Raw genomic sequence first — 19856 nt, 5'->3', positions numbered from 1 at the left:
GGAGAGGTTGTCCCGGTCCCAGTCATGACCTGGTCAGCGTAACGCGAGAGCCCGGTCCGACCAGGCGGACCGGGCTCTCGCGCGGGGGACGGGTCCTACGCCGGGACGCTGGCCACGCCGGGGGCGAGGAAGCGCGATCCGGTGACCTTCTCCGAGATGCCGGAGCGGTCCAGGTACGGGGTGATGCCGCCGAGCCAGAACGGCCAGCCCGCGCCGAGGATCATGCACAGGTCGATGTCCTGGGCCTCGGCCACGACGCCCTCGTCCAGCATGAGCTTGATCTCCTCGGCGAGCGCCTCCAGCGCCCGCGTCTTGACCTGCTCACCGGTCAGCGGGGTGTCGCCGAGCTTCCACAGCGCCGCGACCTCGGGGTCGACGGTCTGGTTGCCCCGCGCGTCCCACTGCCACACGGCTTTCTTGCCCGCGGCCACGAACGCCTTCATGTTCTCGCTGACGGCGAAGCGGTCCGGGAACGCCGCGTGCATGGTCTCCGACACGTGCAGCGCCACCGCGGGGCCCACCAGCTGCAGCAGGATCAGCGGGCTCATCGGCAGGCCGAGCGGCTCGGTCGCCTTGTCCGCCACCTCGAACGGGGTGCCCTCGTCCACCGAGCGCAGGACCTCGCCCATGAAGCGGGTGAGCAGCCGGTTCACCACGAACGACGGCGCGTCCTTGACCAGCACGCTGGACTTCTTCAGCTGCTTGCCGGTGGCGAAGGCGGTGGCGAGCGTGGCGTCGTCGGTCCGGTCGGCGCGCACGATCTCCAGCAGCGGCATCACCGCGACCGGGTTGAAGAAGTGGAAACCGACGACCCGCTCCGGGTGCGCCAGCTTCGAGGCCATCTCGGTGATCGACAGCGAGGAGGTGTTGGTCGCCAGCACGCACTCGGCGGAGACGTGCTCCTCCAGCTCCGCGAACACCTGCTGCTTGACGGCCAGGTCCTCGAAGACGGCCTCGATCACGAAGTCCGCGTCGGCGAAGGCGGCCTTGTCCAGCGAGCCGGTCACCAGCGCCTTGAGCCGGTTGGCCTCGTCCGGCGACACGCGGCCCTTGCCGAGCAGCTTGTCGACCTCGTCGTGCACGTAGCCGACGCCCTTGTCCAGGCGGGCCTGGTCGATGTCGGTCAGCACCACGGGCACGTGCAGGCGCCGCGCGAACAGCAGCGCCATCTGCCCGGCCATCAGGCCCGCGCCCACGACGCCGACCTTGGTCACCGGGCGGGCCAGGCTCTTGTCCGGAGCGCCGACCGGCCGCTTGGCCCGCTTCTGCACCAGGTTGAACGAGTACAGCCCGGCACGCAGCTCGTCGGTCATCAGCAGGTCGGCCAGCGCCTCGTCCTCGGCGGCGAAACCACGGTCGAGGTCGTTCTCGCGAGCCAGCTCCAGCAGCTCGAGCGCCTTGTACGGGCCCGGGGCCGCGCCGCGGGTCTTGCCGTCCACGATCGCCCTGCCGCGCGCCAGAGCAGCGTCCCAGCCCGCGCCGCGGTCGATCTCCGGCCGCTCCGGGGTGACGGCGCCGGAGGCCACGCGCGCCGCCCACAGCAGCGACTGCTCGAGGTAGTCGGCCGAGTCGAACAGCTCGTCGAAGATGCCGAGTTCCTTGGCCTGCTTCGGCTTGAGCATCTTGTTCTGGTTGAGCGCGTTCTCCAGGACCACCGTCACGGCCTTGTCCGGGCCGATCAGGTTCGGCAGCAGCTGCGTGCCGCCCCAGCCCGGGACCAGGCCCAGGAAGCACTCCGGCAGCGAGATCGCCGCGGCGTTGGAGGAGACGGTCCGGTAGTGGCAGTGCAGCGCGATCTCCAGGCCACCGCCCATGGCGGCGCCGTTGACGAACGCGAAGGTCGGCACCGAGGAGTCGCGCAGGCGGCGGAACACCGCGTGCCCGAGCCGCCCGATCGCCAGCGCCTGCTCCCGGCCCTCGACCTTGACGACGCCCGTCAGGTCCGCGCCGACGGCGAAGACGAAGGGCTTGCCGGTGACCGCGATCGCGGCCGGGTCACCCGCGAACGCCTCGTCCAGCGCGGCGTCCAGGCTGGCCAGCCCGCCGGGGCCGAAGGTGGACGGCTTGGTGTGGTCGAAGCCGTTGTCCAGGGTGATCAGCGCGAGCCTGCCGTCGAGGCCCGGCACGGTGACGAACTTGGTGACGGCCTTGGTGACGACCTCTTCCGGGTCGGCGACGGCCGTGACCCCGGCAGCGGTGATGGTCGACGTTTCGGTCACTTGCCCGCTCCCTCGATGTTCGAGCCCGCAAGCGACTCTTCACTCTTCCAGTGCGGGTTCTCCCAGATGACGGTCCCGCCCATGCCGATGCCGATGCACATGGTGGTGATGCCGTAGCGCACGTCGGGGCGCTCGGCGAAGTGCCGCGAGAGCTGGGTCATCAGCCGCACGCCCGAGGAGGCCAGCGGGTGACCGCAGGCGATCGCGCCGCCCCACGGGTTGACCCTGGGGTCGTCGTCGGCGATGCCGAAGTGGTCCAGGAAGGCCAGCACCTGCACCGCGAAGGCCTCGTTGACCTCGAACAGGCCGATGTCCTCGATCGACAGCCCGGTGCGCTCCAGCGCCTTCTCCGTCGCCGGGACCGGCCCGACGCCCATGACCTCCGGGTCGACGCCCGCGAAGGCGTAGCCGACCAGCCGCATGCCCACCGGCAGGCCCAGCTCGCGGGCGGTGGCCTCGTCGGCCAGCACGCACGCGGTGGCGCCGTCGTTGAGCCCGGCCGCGTTGCCAGCGGTGACCCGGCCGTGCGGCCGGAACGGGGTCTTCAGCGAGGCCAGGGTCTCCACGGTGGTGCCGGGGCGCGGCGGCTCGTCGGCGCCCGCGAGACCCCAGCCGGTCTCGGCGGAGCGGGTGGCCACCGGGACCAGGTCCGCGGCGATCTTCCCGGCCCGGTGCGCCTCGTCGTAGCGCGCCTGGGAGGCGGCCGCGTAGCGGTCGGCGCGTTCCTTGGAGATGTGCGGGAAGCGGTCGTGCAGGTTCTCCGCGGTCTGGCCCATGACCAGCGCGGAGGTGTCCACGATCCGGTCGGCCAGGAAGCGCGGGTTGGGGTCGACGCCCTCGCCCATCGGGTGGCGGCCCATGTGCTCGACGCCGCCCGCGATGCCCACGTCGTAGGCGCCGAAGGCGATCCCGCCCGCGACCGAGGTCACCGCGGTCATCGCGCCCGCGCACATCCGGTCGATGGCGTAGCCGGGCACCGAGCGCGGCAGACCGGCCAGCAGCGCGGCGGTCCGGCCGATGGTCAGGCCCTGGTCGCCGATCTGCGTCGTGGCGGCGATGGCCACCTCGTCCACGCGCTCCGGCGGCAGCTCCGGGTGCCGCCGCAGCAGTTCGCGAATGACCTTGACGACGAGGTCGTCGGCGCGGGTCTCGGCGTACATGCCCTTCGGACCGGCCTTGCCGAACGGCGTGCGCACGCCGTCGACGAAGACCACGTCCCGAACGGCGCGCCCCGCGGTGGCAGGTGCGGCCACGGCGTGCTCCTCACTCGGTGTGGAACTCAGGTACTCGGACAGTCGGTATTACCGACCGGTAACCACCACTCTAGCCGCCCCTACCCGCCGGTAACCACCGGCGGGCAGGTGTCTGCTGGGTCACAGCTCAGGAGCCCTCGGGCCTGGCCTGCAGCGCCGTGGTCACCAGGCCCGCGGTCAGGCCGATCTGCCAGTTCCGCGCACCGCCTCTGGCCAGGGCCTCCCGCACGGCCTCCTCGCCGAGGTCCTCGGGCGGTTGCCAGCACAGCCTGCGCACCAGCTCCGGCTGGAGCATGTTCTCCACCGGCATCCGGAGCTCCTTGGCCCGCTCGGTCAGTGCGGCGCGCGCCGCCTGCAACCGCGCGGCCGCCGCCGGGTCGCGCTCGGCCCAGCGGTTGGGCGGCGGCGGACCGTCGTGCGGGGGAGAGGGATCGGGCAGCTCGGCCTTGCTCAGCCCGCGTGCTTCGCGCAGCGCGCCCGCCCAGACGTCCACCTGGCGCCGTTGGGCGCGCCCCCGGAACACGGGCAGCCCCAGCAGCTCCCGCTCGCCTGGCGGGTCGTTGAGGGCCGCTTCCACGATCGCCGCGTCCGGCAGCACCCGCCCCGGGGCGATGTCGCGCTGCCGGGCCAGCGCGTCCCGCGCCTGCCACAGCGCCCTGGCCGCGGCGTACTGCCGGGGCGAGCGCAGCTTGTGGATGCCGGAGGTGCGGCGCCAGGGCTCGGCCCGGGGACCCGGTGCCGGCGCGGTGCGCACGGCCTCGAACTCCTCGAGCGCCCACTCCAGCTTGTCCTGGGCGACGAGCTCCTTCTCCAGACGATTGCGCAGCTCGATGAGCAGCTCCACGTCCAGCGCGGCGTAGGAGAGCCATTCCTCCGGCAGCGGGCGGCGGGACCAGTCGGCCGCGCCGTGGCCCTTCTCCAGCCGGTAGCCCAGCAGCCGCTCGACCAGCGCGCCCAGCGCGACCCGCTCGAAGCCGCAGAGCCTGCCCGCCAGCTCGGTGTCGAACAGCCCGCCCGGCCGCAGGTCGAGCTCGGCCAGGCAGGGCAGGTCCTGGGAGGCGGCGTGCAGCACCCAGTCCGCGCCGTTGATCAGCTCGCCGAGCAGGGCGATGTCCTGGCCCAGCGGGATCGGGTCGACCAGCACCGACCCGGCGCCCTCGCGCCGCAGTTGCACCAGGTAGGCCCGCTGGGAGTAGCGGTAACCGGAGGCGCGTTCGGTGTCCACGGCGTACGGGCCGTGGCCCGCGGCGAGCCGGGCCACCGCCGCGCGCAGCGCGGGCAGCGTTTCGACCACCGGGGGCACCCCCTCCGCCGGCCGGGTCAGCGGCACCGGTTCGGCGGCGGGCGATGCTGGGTCTGAGGAGAGCGCGGGTGAGCCTGAATCCACGCCGTAAGACCTTATGCGCCCGACCGGTCGGTCAGCAGGGGGAGACTCAAAGCTCTGAGGTGTTTCCGGGCAGGAAAGATCCACAGATGTCCTGCGCGCCTCCGCGGGGATGGGCGGGAACGCCCCGCCCTCCCGGCACGGAGGTGGTCGGAAAACCCCTGGTCGGGGGTTGTGCGGGCATGACGAAAAGCGGGACCTCGCACGCACCGCGCGTACGTCACGAGGTCACGCCCTCGTCCAACCCGGTACCGGGCACGCGTAGATCGCGATCACGTGCCCGGCCAGGCGTGTCGTGCCCTCCCCCTCGGTGAGGGGTTCAGCGGATCACGCCGGCCCGCATGGCCAGCGCAACCATCTGTGCTCTGTCACCGGTGCCCAGCTTGCGCCCTATCCGCGACAGGTGAGACTTCACCGTGAGCGCCGACAGGTTGAGTGCCTCGCCGATCTCCTTGTTCGATCGGCCATCGGCAACCAGCTGCAGAACCTCGACCTCACGCGCGGAGAGTTCCCGCGGCGTGTTGTCGGTACCGGGAACCCGGGTGCCGGCCGCGAGGACCGGAGCCACACTGGGATCGGCGTACACGCCGCCCTCGAGGACCCTGCGCACCCCGTCGGTGACGACCATCGGCGAGGCCGACTTCAGCAGGTAGGCCTGTGCGCCTGCCTGGAAGGCGGCCCGTACCGCGTACGGGTCGTCGGAGGATGCCAGGACCACGATTCGAGGCCAGCCCTGGGCACGGAGTTCCGTGACCAGGTCGATGCCACTCCCGTCCGGGAGCCCGAGGTCGAGGATCGCGAGGTCGCACGGCCCCGTGGCGAGCGCACGCGCCCTCGCCTCGGCCACCGATGCGGCCTCGTGCACCGTGCCGGCTCCCATCTGCATGAGTCGGGCCGCGATGGCCTCCCTCAGCAGTGGGTGGTCATCGACCACCAGCACCGAAAACAGCTCTTCCCGCGGGTGCGGGACCATGTTCGCCGGCATGGTGCCGGCTGGCGTGGTTCGAACGGCCTGTCCTAAGCCGACGGCAGCCACGTCACTACCTCCCTGGAGTCGGTCGTGCCCCCCGACCGGCACCGGGACTTTCGACCGATCGGCCGCGCCACCGATCCACCGAAAGTGGTGTCGTCGGAGGCAGCGTAGCCGCCCGAGCGGGTAAGCGGGACGATCAATTGGGTATCTGTCCCGATCGGGTTGTGACTTTGCTGCGCTCTGATCACACGATCGGGGGTTCCCGGCGGGGGTGGTTAACGTCTCGCCGCGATCAAGCGAATACAAGGAGTTGTGGTGCTAACAGACCGGGCCCTGACGATGTCCAGAGAGGTCCTCCGGGCCGCTCCGATCCTCGACGGCCACAACGATCTGCCGTGGGCCCTTCGCAAGATCGCCGGGGACGATCCGGTCGCCGCCGCCTCGGTCCTGGACCTGACGGTGGAGCAGGCGGGCGAGGCGATGCGGACGCACACCGACATCGCGCGGCTGCGGCGCGGCGGTGTCGGCGCGCAGTTCTGGTCGGTCTACGTGCCCTGCGGGTTCACCGGTCACAGCGCCGTGACGGCCGTGCTCGAGCAGATCGAGCTGGTGCACGACCTCGCGGCCCGCTATCCCCAGGACCTCCGCATCGCCGTCACCGCCCACGAGGTGGAGACGGCGATGGCGGACGGGAAGGTTGCATCCCTTCTCGGCGCGGAGGGCGGGCACTGTATCGCGGAATCGCTGGGGGCGCTGCGCGCGCTGTACCGCCTGGGTGTGCGGTACATGACGCTCACCCACAACGACAATGTCCCGTGGGCCGACTCGGCCACCGACGAGCCAGCGGTCGGCGGGCTGAGCGACTTCGGCCGCGAGGTGGTCAGGGAGATGAACCGGCTGGGCATGCTGGTCGACCTCTCCCACGTGGCGCCGTCGACCATGCGCGACGCCCTGGACACCTCGGTCGCCCCGGTGATCTTCAGCCACTCCTCCTGCCGCGCGGTCGCCGACCACGTGCGCAACGTGCCCGACGACGTGCTCGCCCGGCTCGCGGGCAACGGCGGCGTCTGCATGGTCACCTTCGTGCCGCGGTTCGTCTCCGAGGAGCTGGTGGCCTGGGACGACGACCTCAAGGCCGAGCTGGTTCGCGACGGCAGGGACCCCGAGGACGCCGAGGTGTGGGCGGAGGGCCTGCGCGCGCGGGACGCACGCGTCCCCCGGCCCAAGGTCACCGTCGAGACGATCGTCAAGCACGTGGAGCACGCCCGCGAGGTCGCCGGGATCGACCACATCGGCCTCGGCGGCGACTACGACGGCGTCAGCGAGCTGCCCGAGGGCCTGAAAGACGTTTCCGGCTACCCGGCACTGATCGCGGCGCTGCTGGAGCGATCCTGGAGCCCGGAGGACTGCGCCAAGCTCACCTCGCGCAACGCGCTGCGCGTGCTCCGCGACGCCGAACAGGTCGCCGCGAAGCTCTAGGTCGTGTCTCACAGGTCCGTGTTCGCGACAGCCGGGCCGAGCCCGCTCCTGGCGGCGTCGACGCAAAGCCCACGGACAACACCGGTACGCGGCCTTCCCGCCGTCGTGCCAGCAACGACCTCGCTGTGTCCGGACTTCGGCCTGCGGCCGGGGCAGGCTCTCATCGAACGAGACCTACGAGACACGACCTAGCAGTTGGCCTTCCGCTGGCCGAAGAGCGTCACCCCGGCCGGCGGAAGGCCCGCGGCGCTGGCCAGGAGTTCGCAGAAGGCCTGGCCGTGCGCGGCGAGGCGGGTGTCCAGCGCGGTCCAGGAGCCGCGGAGTTCGAGGTCGTGGGTGTGCGTCGGCCCGGCGATGTCGCCGAAGCGGGCCGAGGAGGTCTGGGTGACGGTCCCGCCCAGCGCCGTCCAGTCCGCCCCGCAGGTCTCCAGGGCGTCGGTCAGCCAGGACCAGCCCACCTCGGGCAGCAGCGGGTCGCCCGCCAGCTCGGTGTCCAGCTCCGCGCGGACCAGGACGACCAGCCGGAGCACCCCGTCCCACGCCTGGGCGCCATCGGGGTCGTGCAGCAGCACCAGCCTGCCGGTCGCCAGCTCGCCCGCCGGACCGTCCACCTCCGCGCTGAGCGCGTACGCCCACGGCGCCAGGCGTTGCGGTGCCTTGACCTCGCTGACGTCCATCTCGGGCCGCGGCTGCACCGACCGCAGTGCGGCCACCGCCTCCCGGAAAACCTCGGGCTCCGCCGATATCCCGGTCACCCGACCGACTCTAGGGCTCCGGCGCGCACGACGGCCGTAGGCCACGCCGGTGACCGGGCGTGGGACCATAACGGGGCGATGACGAATCCAGTTGCGGTCTCCGCCCGCCGAGACCTTTCCCAAGCACCGCTGCTCGTCGCCGCGCGTGGCGGCGCGCCGGCGCACACGCCCGTCTGGTTCATGCGCCAGGCAGGCCGCTCCCTCCCGGAGTACCGCGAGGTCCGCAAGGGCACCGCGATGCTGGAGGCGTGCATGACGCCGGACCTGGTCTGCGAGATCACCATGCAGCCGATCCGCAGGCACGGCGTGGACGCGGCGATCCTGTTCAGCGACATCGTGGTGCCGCTCGCGGCCGCGGGCATCGGCGTGGAGATCGTCGCCGGGGTCGGCCCGGTCGTCGCCGAGCCGGTGCGCACCGTCGCCGACGTCGACGCGCTGCCGAAGCTCGCCCTCGACCAGGTCGACCCGGTCGCCGACGCCGTGCGGCTGCTCACCGCCGAACTGGGCCAGACGCCGCTGATCGGCTTCGCGGGCGCGCCGTTCACGCTGGCCTCCTACCTCATCGAGGGCGGGCCCAGCCGCAACCACGAGCGCACCAAGGCCCTGATGCACTCCGACCCGCGGACCTGGCACGCGCTGCTGGGCGCGCTGGCGGAGATCGCCGCGACCTTCCTGCGCGCGCAGCTGGACGCGGGGGTGGACGCGGTGCAGCTGTTCGACTCCTGGGCGGGCGCGCTGTCGGAGCGGGACTACCGCGAGTTCGTGCTGCCGCACTCCCAGCGGGTGCTCGGCGAGCTGGCCGACGCGGGTGTGCCGCGCGTGCACTTCGGTGTCGGCACCGGTGAGCTGCTGCCCGCGATGCGCGAGGCCGGGGCCGACGTGGTCGGCGTCGACTGGCGCGTCCCGCTGGACGAGGCGGTGCGCCGCCTCGTCGCCGCGGCGCCGGAGCTGCCCGTGCCCGTGGTGCAGGGCAACCTCGACCCCGCGCTGCTCACCGCCGAGTGGGACGCGCTGGAGCGCGAGGTCCGCCGCATCCACGCCGAGGGCAAGGCGGCGCGCGGGCACATCTTCAACCTGGGCCACGGCGTGCTGCCGGACACCGATCCCACGGTGATCACCCGGGTCGTCGAGCTGATCCACTCGCTGTAGGCCGTCCGTGCGCGTCGGGATCATCGGAGGCGGGGTCGCCGGGCTGACGGCCGCCCACGAGCTGCGGCGGCAGCTCGGCGAGGCGGTGTCGATCACCGTGTTCGACCAGGCCGACCGGGTCGGCGGCAAGCTGCGCACGGTGCAGCTGGCCGGGCGATCGGTCGACGTGGGCGCCGAAGCCTTCGTCAGCCGCCGCCCCGAGGCGTTCGAGCTGGTCACCGAGCTGGGGTTGACCGCGGAACTGGTGCACCCGGCGAGCGGGGTCGCTCCGGCGGTGCACGCGGGCGGCCGGACGGTCGGCCTGCCGCCGAGGACGTTCCTGGGAGTACCGGCCGAGCCGGCGAAGCTGTCCGCGGTGCTCTCGCCCGAGGGTGCCGCCCTGGCCGCGGCCGAGGCCGGTCTGCCGCCGGTGGAGTGGGGCGACGGGGACGCGTCCGTCGGCCGGTTGCTGTCCGAGCGGTTCGGGCCCGAGGTGGTCCAGCGGCTCGTCGAACCGTTGCTCGGCGGGGTCTACGCGGGCCGTGCCGATGATCTGGGTGTGCGGGCCACCATGACCCCGCTGGCCGACGCGCTGGACCGGGGTGCGACCTCGCTGACCGCCGCCGCGACGGTCGCCGTGGGACCGCCGCCCGCGCCGGGCACCACTCGACCGCCGGTGTTCGGCACGTTGCGCGGCGGGCTCGGGGGGCTCACCGATGCCCTCGCCGCGCACTCGGGAGCCGAGATCCGCGGTCGCACGACGGTCCGGGCGCTGCACCGCACTCCGTCCGGGTGGCGGGTGGAGACGGGCCCCGTGCCGTCGCCGGAGTTCTTCGAGTTCGACGCGCTGGTGGTCGCTGTGCCGAGCCCGGCGGCGCGGAAGCTGTTCGAGCCCATCGCGCCGGTGGCCGCCGCGGCCTTCGCGCGGATCGACGTCGCGTCGATGGCGGTGATCTCGCTCGCGCTGCCGCCGGGGACGGAGCTGCCGCGGACGTCGGGGAACCTGATCGCGCTCGGCGAGCGGCACGCTGACGGCACGCCCTTCACCGCGAAGGCGTTCACCTACTCCAGCCGCAAGTGGTCGCACCTGGCTGGCGAGGAGGTGCTGCTGCGCGCCTCCGTCGGTCGCTACGGCGAGGTGGAGACGCTGCAGCGGGACGACTCCGAGCTGGTCACGGCGGTGCTCGCCGATCTCGCGGAGCTGTCCGCTGTCACGGCGAAGCCGGTGGACGTGGTGGTGCAGCGGTGGGGCGGCGGACTGCCGCAGTACGGCGTCGGGCACCTGAGCGCGGTGGCCGAGATCCGCCGCGCGGTCGCCGAGCTGCCGGGCTTGGCGGTGGCGGGCGCCACACTCGCGGGGGTGGGCGTGCCCGCGTGCGTCCTCACCGGCCGGCAAGCCGCGACCCGGGTGGTGGAGCACCTCCGGGCCGGTGCGACCATGGATGCATGGCGCGCCTGAACTACAACGAGCTGAACGACACGATTCGCTACACGATGTGGTCGGTGTTCTCCTTCCCCGCCGGGCAGCTGTCGGGCCACGAGAAGGCCGCCGAGGAAGCCCAGCACTTCTTCGAAGCCCTGGAGGACAAGGGCGATGTCGTCGTGCGCGGCATCTACGACCTGGCGGGCCTGCGGGCCGACGCCGACTTCATGATCTGGTGGCACGCCGAGGAGATCGAGCCGCTCCAGGCCGCCTACACCGACTTCCGCCGCACCATGGTCGGCCGCGTCGCCAAACCGGTGTGGAGCAACGTCGCGCTGCACCGCCCCGCCGAGTTCAACAAGAGCCACATCCCGGCCTTCCTCGCCGGTGAGGACCCGCGCCGCTACGTCTGCGTCTACCCGTTCGTGCGGTCCTACGAGTGGTACCTGCTGCCCGACGAGGAGCGGCGCAAGATGCTCGCCGACCACGGCAAGGAGGCCCGGGACTACCCGGACGTCCGCGCCAACACCGTCGCGTCCTTCGCGCTCGGCGACTACGAGTGGATCCTGGCCTTCGAGGCGGACGAGCTGCACCGCATCGTGGACCTGATGCGGCACCTGCGCGGCACCGAGGCGCGGCGGCACGTGCGCGAGGAGATCCCGTTCTACACCGGCACCCGGACGCCGGTGCAGGAGCTGGTCCGCAACCTGCCCTGACGGTGAAGCGCTCCCCGCTGCAACGTGTGCCCGTCGTGGGGCTGGTCCTCGCCGCCCTGACGGGATGGTGTGCCCGTCGCAGTCGCCGCGCGTTCCCGCGCGGGCTGCTCTGGGTGTTGAGCGTGCTGCTGGCGTGGTTCGGCGCCGCGGGCCTCGTCGCCTCCTGGTGGGTGCACGAGGCGTCGGAGCTGCGTCGCTGGCGCTGGTTGTCCGAGCTGCTCCCGTTGCGGCTGCGGCGTTATCTCGTCGTCGCGCCCAGGGACATGGAGTTCGGACCCGGGCTGCGCGAGGTGACCGGCAGCGCCCACGTCACGGTGGTGCAGCCGGAGCCGGAGCGCGAGTGGACTGTCCACAAAGGACTGGACGCGGTGCTCGTGGTGTTCGCCGCCGACGACATGCCCGAGCCCGGCGACCGCGAACGCTTCTTCGAACAGGCCCGGCGGACGCTGCGCAAGGACGGCCGGATCGTGGTGGTGGAACAGCACCGCGGCCCCGCGACGACCGCGGTCTTCGGCCCGGTGGCGTGGCGCATCCCGCCGCGCGCGGAGTGGGAGCGCGCCGCGACCGCCGCCGGTCTGCGCCTGGTCGCCGCGCGCCGGGTGACCCCCTTCGTCACCGGCTTGGCGTTCACCCCGCTCGCGCACCCCGTCCGCTAGCCGCCTCTTCCCGGCACTCTCCGACAATCGTCCCCAACACCGCGATTGGTCCGTTGAACGCACTGAATGAGTCATTCGGTGCGTTCAAGTACCTCAATGACTCATTCAGTGCGTAAGCGCGGGGGTCAGGGGTGGGGTTCGCGGGACTTGAAGACCGACCAACGCCTGCGGGGTTTGCGGGGGCGGGGGAGGTGGCCGTGGGTGTGGAGCCAGGTGGTGAAGGACTCCGCGTCCGCGCGGTAGCCGACGCCGGTCGGGCGCGGGTTTTCCTTGGCGTAGGAGTGGAAGAGCTCGCGGAAGCGGTCGCCGAGGGCTTCGGCGAGGTCGGGGCGGACCGCGGCCATCACCCTGGTCCGCTTGGCCAGCAAGGATTTCGACTGCACCGCCAGGCGCTCGGCGTCGAAGCCCTCGGGGGCCCCGCCGTTGGCGAGGAGCGCGCGCAGCAGCTCCGCCTGCGCCGCCGCGACGCGCTCGCGCGGGTTCATCGAGCGGCCTCGACCACGGTCCTGATGCTCGCCAGCTCCCCGGCCAGCTCGGCGTCCGTGGGATAGGCGTCGTCCCGCTCCAGCAGCACTCCCGGCGGCTGGACGCGGGCGCACAGCTCGCCGAGCAGGTCCAGCACCGGGGCGGGCACCGCGTGGGCGTGCGTGTCGTGGTAGATCCCGTGCTCGTCGGCCCCGCCCGCCACGTGCACGTACGCCAAGCGCTCCAACGGGATCGCGTCGAGGAACGCCTTCGCGTCGGTGCCCAGGTTGAGGGCGTTGGCGTGCAGGTTGGCCACGTCGATCAGCAGCCAGCAGCCGGTGCGCTCGACCAGCTCGGCCAGGAACTCGCCCTCGCCCAGCTCGGCGCCCGGCCACTCCAGCAGGGCGGCCACGTTCTCCAGCGCGAGCGGGACGGGCAGCACCGCCTGGGCCTGCTTCACGTTGGCGCACAGGACATCGAGCGCATCGCGGGTGCGCGGGACGGGCATCAGGTGACCCGCCTCCAGCCCACCCGCGCGCACGAACGCCACGTGATCGCTGACCAGCGGGGCGTCGACCAGGCCCGCGATCGCGCCCAAGTGCTCGACCTTGGCCATGTCCAGCGGATCGGCCCCGCCCAGGGACAGCGACACCGCGTGCGGCAGCACCGGGGTGCCGCGCTCGCGGAGCAGCCGGAGCGATTCGGGGAGGTCGTGGGCGTGCAGGTTCTCCGCGACCACCTCGACGAAGTCCACCCCGGGCAGGCGTTCCACGGTCAGGTCGATCTCCGGGCGCCAGCCGATGCCGACGCCCAGCTCCGGGATCGCGCTCACGAGCCGCCTCCTCCGCCACCACAACCGCCGCCGCCCCCGCCGCAGGAGGACCCGCCGCCGCTGCTGCCGCACGAGGACGAGGAACTCCCGCACGAGGAGGAACTCCCGCAGGAACTGCTACCGCACGAACTACCGCACGAGTATCCGCCGCTGGTGGCGCACGTGCTGTGGACCATGCCGCTGCCCGACTCGGAGGACGGCACGGAGCCCTTGCGGATCGCGGCGCGGGTGTCCGGGTCGGGGTGCGCGCCGATCCCGCCGAAGGTCACCACGGTGACCGCCAGGGACTCGGTGAGCTGGGCCGCCTCCACCGCGCGCTTGCCCGCCACCGTGCGCAGCGGCAGCTTCCACCGGAGCAGCAGCACCCCGCCGACCAGACCCGCCATCGGCAGTGGGCCCAGCCGGACGTCGCCGGAGATCATCAGCACGAAGAACTCGACCAGGTGCACCATGATCACGGGGTAGGCGCCGCGCCGCGCCCGCATCGCCTCGGTGGGCCCGTTGGTCAGCCCGGCCCACGCCAGCCGGTCCCGGACCGCGGTCACCTGCGGTGTGCGGTGCAGCATGTTGTTCAGTCCCCGCAGGGAAAGCGGCTTCTGCGTGTGCTCGAGCACGAGCGCGTCGATCTCGTCGGTGCCGGTCGCCCCGGGGATCGCCTGGAACTGCCCGGTGGTCCTGGACAGCCGCAGCGCCCCGGCCTCGTGCAACCGCACCACCGACACCTCGACCACCCGGCGCGGCCCGCCCGCGAGGTAGGCGACGTCCACCGTGTTCAGCAGGCTCGTGGTGTCGTGCACCGGCCGGTTCTGGATCCCGTGGCGCACCACGAGACACCAGCCGAGCGCCGCCACCAGGAGCAGCAACCACGTCAAGACGTCCATCAGTCTCCCCCTCCACCGCCGCTGCTGCAGACGGAATAGCCCCCGCCGCCACCAGTCGAGCACGTGTGGATGTCCCGGCTCGACCGCTTCTTCCCCTTCGGGCGCGCGGTGGGGCGCAATTGTGGCACCCGCGCCGGACGGAGTTCCTGGGCGTACAGGCGCAGGCTCTCGTCAGGGAAGTGCGCGAACCCGTGCAGTGCCACCGGCCCCGCCGCCGGGTGGTCGAGCCGGGTCTGCTCCACCAGCCGCGCTCCGGCCCTGGTCGCCGTGCCCAACGGACGGCAGGCCAGCGCGAAGACCGCGATCGGCAGCAGTGCCAACGGAATCGAGACGGCGATCATCCCGAACACCGCGAGAGCGAGCAGGGGGAGAGCGGCGAGCACAGTCCGCGTCCGGTCCCGCGCACCCGTGGCCAGCCCATTCGTGATCAGCCCGTCCGCCAAGGGAAGCAGCGCGCCGCGCTTGACCACGCGAGCGGAGAGGGCCGCCACCGTGGCGGGGCTGCTCAACGGTGCCGAGGCCAGCACCGCCTCTTCGGCGGGAGCCTCCGCGGTCGCGTTCTCCGTTCGCACCAACCCACCGAGCCGCGTCGTGCGCATCTGCCCGTCGTGCAGCAGCCGGGCGATCGCAGCCTCGGCCACGCGCTGCGCACCTCCGCGGAGGTAGGCGACGTCGTAACAGCTCAGCTCAGTGTCCATAGTGGACTTCTGGAGCGCCGCGCACCGCGCGTGAACGGCCAACCAGGTCAGGGCCGTCAGCGCTGAGCCATACGCGACAAGGAGAACCGTGCTCATGTGCCCCCCTTTTTTTGTTCCCTTGTGGACACAGCGCCCCACTCGTGGTCTTCCCACGAGTGGGGCGCGTGCTCTTCACGGTCGCGGTCGAGTCACCGGACGGGAACCACCCGATATCCACCCCCAGCAGGGGACATCGGGCTCACCCGCCGCCGCCTCCACCGCAGCCGCCCCCGCCTCCGCAGCCGCCTCCTCCACCACCGAAGCCGCTGCCACAGCTGCCCCCGCCACCGGTGAACACGACGCCGCTCGCGTACGCGCTCTGGTGCGAGTAGAGGTAGGAACCGTTGCGTCCACGGCGGGTCTGACGTCGCGGGGCCGCGTTCGGTTCACCCTTGATCGCGGCAATTCTGACGTCCTGGTCCGGATAGGCGTCGAAGCCGCGGACGGCGATCTTGCCGAGCAGGGGGTCGCGCAGCGCCGCCGCGTCCAGCCCGGGAACGTGGATCGCCTCCTCCGGCCGCGCGACGACCCGGCGCGCGGCGTCGGCCAGCTTCCTGCCCGCCCAGGTGACGGGTGGCAACCGCCACGCGCGCAGCACCACGATGAACAGCACGGTCAGCACGAGCAGCGTGGTCAGGTAGCCGACCGGGTAGCCGCCCGCGACGCCGGTGAACCAGCGCAGCACGCCGACCAGGGCCAGCAGGACCATCGGCACGACGCCCGCCCTGGCGCGGGAGGCGGCGTCCGGGCCGGTGACCAGGCCGGCCTCGACCAGGCGCTCACCGATCGCCCGGATGCTGCCGTGGTTGCGCAGAACGCGGTTCAGCCGGGCGATCGGGACCCGGGTGGCGGACGACGTCGCGTTCAGCACCGCGGCCTCCACCGGGTGCTCCGAGGTGGCGCCCTTGACGGCCTTCACCCCGCCCGCCGTGCGGGAGGTGTGCAGCCTGCCGGTCAGCAGCAGCCGGGACGCGGCCAGTTCCGCGACGCGTGCGTCGCCGCCGGTGAGGAAGGCGACCTCGTCGAGCCCCAGCGGCTCCGGCGCGCCGGTGCCGCGCCGCGCCGGGCGGCGGGCCAGCAGTGCCCAGAGGACGGTGATCGTGAGCGCGGTGCCGTACAGCGCCAGGAATCCCGGTCCGGAGATGCCCCACGGTTCGTTCATCGCTTCCTCCAACCACGCGAAGGAAGCCATATGGTGCGAGCCGGATCACACCGGCTCAAAGTCTTTTGACCAAGGCTTAGGGCAGCTTTAGGGGAGCCTTGAGGTAAGGCGGAACCGGGGTTCAGCTCTCGTCCGGCACCAGGCGCAGGCTGATCGAGTTGATGCAGTAGCGCTGGTCGGTCGGCGTCGGGAAGCCCTCGCCCTCGAACACGTGCCCGAGGTGGCTGTGGCACCGCGAGCACAGTACCTCCACGCGGACCATGCCCAGACTCCGGTCCTCCCGGAGGATCACCCGGTCCCCGGCGAGCGGGGAGAAGAACGACGGCCAGCCGCAGTGCGACTCGAACTTCGTCTCGCTGCGGAACAGCTCCGCGCCGCACGCCCGGCACTCGTAGACGCCCTGGGTCTTGGTGTCGGTGTACTCACCGCGCCACGCGGGTTCGGTGCCCGCCTCGCGCAGCACCGCGTACTCGGCGGGGGTCAGCTGCTCCCGCCACTCCTGCTCGTTCTTGACCACCTCGGGGCGTTCCATGACGCCACGGTAACCCTCAGAGCAGGTCGATGAGCGTGACGAGCGCGACCACCGCCGCGCTCACCAGCGCCAGGATGACCGTCCAGCTGACCACGACGGCGGAGAGCCTGCGGTGCCCCTCGCGCCGGTTGGCGGCCTCGGCGAAGTCGCCGACCTGGGTCAGGTAGCCCTCGACGGTGTAGGGCTTGGGCACCGACTGGACCCGGTCCAGGTGCGCGGCGAAGGCCTGCGCCTCGGGGTCGTCCGGGTCCAGGCCGATGAGGTCGTCGTGGAACCGCCCCGCCGGCTGGGCGGGGTCCCTGTCACGAGCGCTGTCGCTGTGCTCCTCGCGGCGCATGCGTCCACGGTAGCTGGCGGGATGGCCGCTGGACGCTTGACAGTGCAAGGGTCGCAGGTTGAACTGTCAACAGTGCTGGCCGGGCAGAAGCGGGAGTGCCGAAGGTGTCCAACGATCCGGGCAACCCCCTGAACGTCAGCCTGGCCGAGCGCATCCTGCAGATCCTGCGGGAGCTGGTGCTGACCGGCGAGATCCCGCCGGGCGCGCGGGTCAACGAGGTCGAGCTGGCCACCCGCTTCGGCATCAGCCGCGGCCCGGTCCGCGAGGCGATCAGACACCTGACCAGTGAGGGGCTGCTCGTCCTGCGGACCAACCGGGGCGCGTACGTGCCCAAGGCGGACGCCGAGCAGGTGCACGCGCTGTTCGAGCTGAGGGTCGCCCTGGAAGGCGAGGCGTCCCGGTTCGCGGCGCTGCGGCGCACCGACGAGGACATCGTGGAACTGCGCCGCCGCAGCGACAACGCGCGCGCCGGCTTCGAGTCCGGGCGGCGCTTCCCCTACCGGCTCGACCTGGACTTCCACGGTGCGCTGCTGCAGGCCGCGCGCAGTCCGCTGATCACCGCGCAGGTGCACCTCGTGCAGCAGCAGGTGATCCTGCTGCGCACCACCACCCCGGTGGACCCGGCGCACTCCGCGGCCTCGCTGGACGACCACGACCGGCTCATCGAGGCGATCGAGGCGGCCGACCCCGAGCGGGCCGCCGAGACGATGCGGGTCCACCTGCATCGCGTTCGTGACCAACTGTTGACCTACCTTGACCTGCCGGAACGCGCGTTCTTGAGCTGAGTGGGTGGTGCCGGGCGCTTCGCCGAGCGCACCGGCCACAGTGGACCAACACTGGGGCTCCCTGACCGGGGAGGTCCCCATGCGCCGCCTGTCCGCCCTGCTCTGCGCCTGCGCCGTCGCCCTGCTCGTGCCGGTCCCGGCCGTCGCCGCCGAGCCGCACTGCCAGCCCTTCCAGCGCTCGGTCCCGGTCGTGCTGGGCAAGGCGCTGATGAGCGGGACGCTGTGCCGCCCCGACTTCGCGCACACCGTGGTCGTGCTCGTCCCCGGCGCCACCTACAACCGCGCGTACTGGGACTTCCCGTACCGGCCGGAGGTGTACTCCTTCCGCAGGGCGCTCAACGCCGCCGGGTACGCGACCGCCGTCGTGGACCGGCTCGGCGCGGGGGAGAGCTCGCGGCCGCTGGGCACGCAGGTCACCACGCCGGTGCAGGTGGGCGGGGTGCGCGAGGTGGTGCGGGCGCTGCGGGCCGCGGAGATCGACGGGACGGCCTTCGACCGGGTGGTCCTCGCCGGGCACGCGCTCGGCGCCACGATCGCGATCGGTGCGGCGGACGTGGCCGACGCCGTGCTCGTGACCGGGCTGGCCCACCAGGCGAACGCGGGGGCGCTGGCGGAGCTGGTCGCCGGGCTGGCCCCCGCCGCGAAGGACGCGCTGCTCGGCCCGCGCGGGTACGACCCGACCTACCTGACCACCAAGCCGGGGGTGCGCGGGCAGCTCTTCCACGCCCCGGCCGCCGACCCCGAGGTGGTGAGGACGGACGAGGCCACGAAGGACGTCGTGCTGCCGACCGAGGCGGCGGACGCGGTGGGCCTGGCCTTCGTCGGCGCGCAGTCCGCTCTGGTGAAGGTGCCCGTGCTGACCGCGCTCGGCGGTTCCGACCGGTACATGTGCGGGGTGAACTGCCTCAGCCTGGCCGCGGCGGAGCGGCCGTTCTACCCGGCGGCGCCGTGCGTGGAGGGCCACGTGCTTCCGGAGGCCGGGCACGCGCTCGCGCTCAGCCCCGGTGCGCCGGTGCTGCACCGGGTGGTCACGGCGTGGCTCGGCCGGATCGTCGCGGGTCCGGTGAGGTGCTGATGTCGGGGTGCGTGCTTACCATCGCCCGGTGGCCAAGCAGCAGCCGTGGGAGACGCGGGTAGGCGAGCGAACGGTGCGGGTGTCCAGCCCGGACAAGATCTACTTCCCCGAGCGCGGGATCACCAAGCGCCAGGTCGTCGAGTACTACATCGCGGTGGCCGACCCGCTGCTGAAGGTGCTGCGCGACCGGCCGACCACGCTCAAGCGCTTCCTGGACGGCGTGACCGGGGAGTCCTTCTACGCCAAGCGGATCCCGAAGGGCGCGCCCGACTGGGTGGAGACCGTCCGGATCACCTTCCCGTCCGGGCGGCCCGCGGACGAGGTCTGCCCGACCGAGCCCGCGGTGATCGCGTGGGCGGCGAACCTGGGCACCTTCGACTTCCACCCGTGGCCGGTGCGCAGGCCCAGGGTGGACCACCCGGACGAGCTGCGGATCGACCTCGACCCCCAGCCGGGCACCGATTTCGCCGACGCGGTCCGGGTCGCGGGCGTGCTGCGCGAGGTGCTGGCCGATGCCGGGCTGACCGGCTACCCGAAGACCTCCGGCGGGCGGGGCGTCCACGTGCTGGTGCGGATCCGCCCGGAGTGGGACTTCATCGCCGTGCGGCACGCGGTGATCGCGATCGCCCGCGAGGTGGAGCGGCGGATGCCGGACCGGGCAACGGTTTCCTGGTGGAAGGAGGAGCGCGGCGAACGCGTGTTCCTCGACTTCAACCAGGCGGCGCGGGACCGGACGGTGGCCTCGGCCTGGTCGGTGCGCGGCACCCCGCGCGCGACGGTGTCGATGCCGCTGGACTGGGCCGATCTGTCCACTGTGGATCCGAACGACTTCGACGTGCTGACGGTGCCGGGGATCCTGGCTTCGCGGGGTGACGCGCACGCGGCCATCGACGACGAGGCGTTCGGCATCGAGACGGCGCTGGAGTGGTACGAGCGGGACGCGCGCGCCGGGCAGGGGGAGATGCCGTACCCGCCGGACTACCCGAAGATGCCCGGCGAGCCCAAGCGCGTGCAGCCGTCGAAGGCCCGTACCGCCGACTGAGCTGCTCCGCTTGTTGGAACGT

Annotated in this window: 20 protein-coding genes; 8 read left to right on the top strand and 12 right to left on the bottom strand. The window is 72.5% G+C overall.

The window, feature by feature from the left end; all coding sequences use genetic code 11:
- Positions 1–95 precede the first annotated feature (95 nt).
- The 4 genes from BLT28_RS18640 to BLT28_RS18625 all read right to left on the bottom strand — a co-directional run bounded on the left by BLT28_RS18640 (position 96) and on the right by BLT28_RS18625 (position 5841).
- Positions 96–2219: a 3-hydroxyacyl-CoA dehydrogenase NAD-binding domain-containing protein gene (locus BLT28_RS18640; protein ID WP_231950823.1), complete on the bottom strand. Its 2124-nt coding sequence runs from the start codon at positions 2217–2219 to the stop codon at positions 96–98.
- Positions 2216–3472 carry a thiolase family protein gene (locus BLT28_RS18635; RefSeq protein WP_197684051.1) on the bottom strand — a complete coding sequence of 419 codons (1257 nt, stop codon included), beginning with the start codon at positions 3470–3472 and terminating at the stop codon, positions 2216–2218. Before BLT28_RS18635 ends, BLT28_RS18640 begins: the two co-directional genes overlap by 4 nt.
- A gap of 127 nt (positions 3473–3599) precedes the next feature.
- On the bottom strand, positions 3600–4859 hold the full coding sequence (locus tag BLT28_RS18630) for an HRDC domain-containing protein (protein ID WP_030431001.1): 1260 nt from the start codon (positions 4857–4859) through the stop codon (positions 3600–3602).
- 316 nt (positions 4860–5175) lie between these two features.
- Positions 5176–5841: a response regulator gene (locus BLT28_RS18625; RefSeq protein ID WP_172806562.1), complete on the bottom strand. Its 666-nt coding sequence runs from the start codon at positions 5839–5841 to the stop codon at positions 5176–5178.
- A 327-nt stretch (positions 5842–6168) separates the two neighbouring features.
- Between BLT28_RS18625 and BLT28_RS18620 the strand changes: the two genes are divergently transcribed.
- On the top strand, positions 6169–7308 hold the full coding sequence (locus BLT28_RS18620) for a dipeptidase (protein WP_030431003.1): 1140 nt from the start codon (positions 6169–6171) through the stop codon (positions 7306–7308).
- Positions 7309–7496: 188 nt separating this feature from the next.
- Here BLT28_RS18620 and BLT28_RS18615 read toward each other — a convergent pair whose 3' ends face one another.
- The gene (locus BLT28_RS18615; RefSeq protein WP_374118850.1) at positions 7497–8054 is read right to left on the bottom strand and encodes a DUF3000 domain-containing protein; all 558 of its coding nucleotides are present in this window, start codon (positions 8052–8054) and stop codon (positions 7497–7499) included.
- 87 nt (positions 8055–8141) lie between these two features.
- Here BLT28_RS18615 and hemE point away from each other — a divergent pair, with 87 nt between their 5' ends.
- From hemE to BLT28_RS18595, 4 genes are read left to right on the top strand one after another with little or no spacing between them, the layout of a single operon-like run.
- Positions 8142–9212: a uroporphyrinogen decarboxylase gene (gene hemE, locus BLT28_RS18610; protein WP_030431005.1), complete on the top strand. Its 1071-nt coding sequence runs from the start codon at positions 8142–8144 to the stop codon at positions 9210–9212.
- 7 nt (positions 9213–9219) lie between these two features.
- Complete coding sequence (gene hemG / locus BLT28_RS18605) at positions 9220–10650, top strand: protoporphyrinogen oxidase (RefSeq protein WP_030431006.1); 1431 nt, start codon at positions 9220–9222, stop codon at positions 10648–10650.
- Positions 10638–11330 (top strand): hydrogen peroxide-dependent heme synthase, encoded by a 693-nt coding sequence (hemQ, locus tag BLT28_RS18600; protein ID WP_030431007.1) that lies wholly within the window; start codon positions 10638–10640, stop codon positions 11328–11330. The genes hemG and hemQ overlap by 13 nt, the downstream gene beginning before the upstream one ends.
- 2 nt (positions 11331–11332) lie before the next feature.
- Positions 11333–11986, top strand: a complete 654-nt coding sequence (locus BLT28_RS18595; RefSeq protein WP_030431008.1) for a hypothetical protein — start codon at positions 11333–11335, stop codon at positions 11984–11986.
- A 125-nt stretch (positions 11987–12111) separates the two neighbouring features.
- Here BLT28_RS18595 and BLT28_RS18590 read toward each other — a convergent pair whose 3' ends face one another.
- The 7 genes from BLT28_RS18590 to BLT28_RS18560 all read right to left on the bottom strand — a co-directional run bounded on the left by BLT28_RS18590 (position 12112) and on the right by BLT28_RS18560 (position 16932).
- Positions 12112–12471, bottom strand: coding sequence for a hypothetical protein (locus BLT28_RS18590; protein ID WP_030431009.1), 360 nt, complete (start codon positions 12469–12471; stop codon positions 12112–12114).
- Positions 12468–13274, bottom strand: coding sequence for a DUF692 domain-containing protein (locus tag BLT28_RS18585; RefSeq protein ID WP_030431010.1), 807 nt, complete (start codon positions 13272–13274; stop codon positions 12468–12470). Before BLT28_RS18585 ends, BLT28_RS18590 begins: the two co-directional genes overlap by 4 nt.
- A 5-nt stretch (positions 13275–13279) precedes the next feature.
- Complete coding sequence (locus BLT28_RS18580) at positions 13280–14164, bottom strand: TIGR04222 domain-containing membrane protein (protein WP_030431011.1); 885 nt, start codon at positions 14162–14164, stop codon at positions 13280–13282.
- A complete protein-coding gene (locus BLT28_RS18575; RefSeq protein WP_030431012.1) occupies positions 14164–14958 on the bottom strand; it encodes a TIGR04222 domain-containing membrane protein in 795 nt (264 codons plus the stop codon). Before BLT28_RS18575 ends, BLT28_RS18580 begins: the two co-directional genes overlap by 1 nt.
- A 142-nt stretch (positions 14959–15100) precedes the next feature.
- Entirely contained in the window at positions 15101–16063 is a 963-nt protein-coding gene (locus BLT28_RS18570) for a TIGR04222 domain-containing membrane protein (protein ID WP_162184875.1), read from the bottom strand.
- Between the two features lie 121 nt (positions 16064–16184).
- Complete coding sequence (msrB, locus tag BLT28_RS18565) at positions 16185–16595, bottom strand: peptide-methionine (R)-S-oxide reductase MsrB (RefSeq protein WP_030431014.1); 411 nt, start codon at positions 16593–16595, stop codon at positions 16185–16187.
- 16 nt (positions 16596–16611) lie between these two features.
- On the bottom strand, positions 16612–16932 hold the full coding sequence (locus BLT28_RS18560) for a hypothetical protein (protein WP_052407600.1): 321 nt from the start codon (positions 16930–16932) through the stop codon (positions 16612–16614).
- A 104-nt stretch (positions 16933–17036) separates the two neighbouring features.
- On the opposite strand from BLT28_RS18560, the gene BLT28_RS18555 reads away from it, so the two are divergent.
- From BLT28_RS18555 to ligD, 3 genes are all read left to right on the top strand, one after another.
- Entirely contained in the window at positions 17037–17717 is a 681-nt protein-coding gene (locus tag BLT28_RS18555) for a GntR family transcriptional regulator (protein ID WP_052407615.1), read from the top strand.
- Between the two features lie 79 nt (positions 17718–17796).
- Positions 17797–18792 carry an alpha/beta hydrolase gene (locus BLT28_RS18550; protein ID WP_052407601.1) on the top strand — a complete coding sequence of 332 codons (996 nt, stop codon included), beginning with the start codon at positions 17797–17799 and terminating at the stop codon, positions 18790–18792.
- A 28-nt stretch (positions 18793–18820) separates the two neighbouring features.
- Complete coding sequence (gene ligD, locus BLT28_RS18545; protein WP_030431018.1) at positions 18821–19834, top strand: non-homologous end-joining DNA ligase; 1014 nt, start codon at positions 18821–18823, stop codon at positions 19832–19834.
- Positions 19835–19856: the final 22 nt, after the last annotated feature.

The sequence above is a fragment of the Allokutzneria albata genome (genome assembly GCF_900103775.1).
Classification (GTDB): Bacteria; Actinomycetota; Actinomycetes; order Mycobacteriales; family Pseudonocardiaceae; genus Allokutzneria; species Allokutzneria albata.
Note: the sequence above shows the minus strand (reverse complement) of the source record. Positions and strands in the feature narration are given on the sequence as shown.

Bases quoted from the DNA above. Each gene is read 5' to 3' on its own strand.
- BLT28_RS18625 (WP_172806562.1), bottom strand. From the start codon at position 5,841: ATGCCGGCGAACATGGTCCCGCACCCGCGGGAAGAGCTGTTTTCGGTG.
- BLT28_RS18620 (WP_030431003.1), top strand. From the start codon at position 6,169: ATGTCCAGAGAGGTCCTCCGGGCCGCTCCGATCCTCGACGGCCACAAC.
- hemE (WP_030431005.1), top strand. From the start codon at position 8,142: ATGACGAATCCAGTTGCGGTCTCCGCCCGCCGAGACCTTTCCCAAGCA.
- hemQ (WP_030431007.1), top strand. From the start codon at position 10,638: ATGGCGCGCCTGAACTACAACGAGCTGAACGACACGATTCGCTACACG.
- BLT28_RS18590 (WP_030431009.1), bottom strand. From the start codon at position 12,471: ATGAACCCGCGCGAGCGCGTCGCGGCGGCGCAGGCGGAGCTGCTGCGC.
- BLT28_RS18580 (WP_030431011.1), bottom strand. From the start codon at position 14,164: ATGGACGTCTTGACGTGGTTGCTGCTCCTGGTGGCGGCGCTCGGCTGG.
- BLT28_RS18575 (WP_030431012.1), bottom strand. From the start codon at position 14,958: ATGAGCACGGTTCTCCTTGTCGCGTATGGCTCAGCGCTGACGGCCCTG.
- BLT28_RS18570 (WP_162184875.1), bottom strand. From the start codon at position 16,063: ATGAACGAACCGTGGGGCATCTCCGGACCGGGATTCCTGGCGCTGTAC.
- msrB (WP_030431014.1), bottom strand. From the start codon at position 16,595: ATGGAACGCCCCGAGGTGGTCAAGAACGAGCAGGAGTGGCGGGAGCAG.
- BLT28_RS18560 (WP_052407600.1), bottom strand. From the start codon at position 16,932: ATGCGCCGCGAGGAGCACAGCGACAGCGCTCGTGACAGGGACCCCGCC.
- BLT28_RS18550 (WP_052407601.1), top strand. From the start codon at position 17,797: ATGCGCCGCCTGTCCGCCCTGCTCTGCGCCTGCGCCGTCGCCCTGCTC.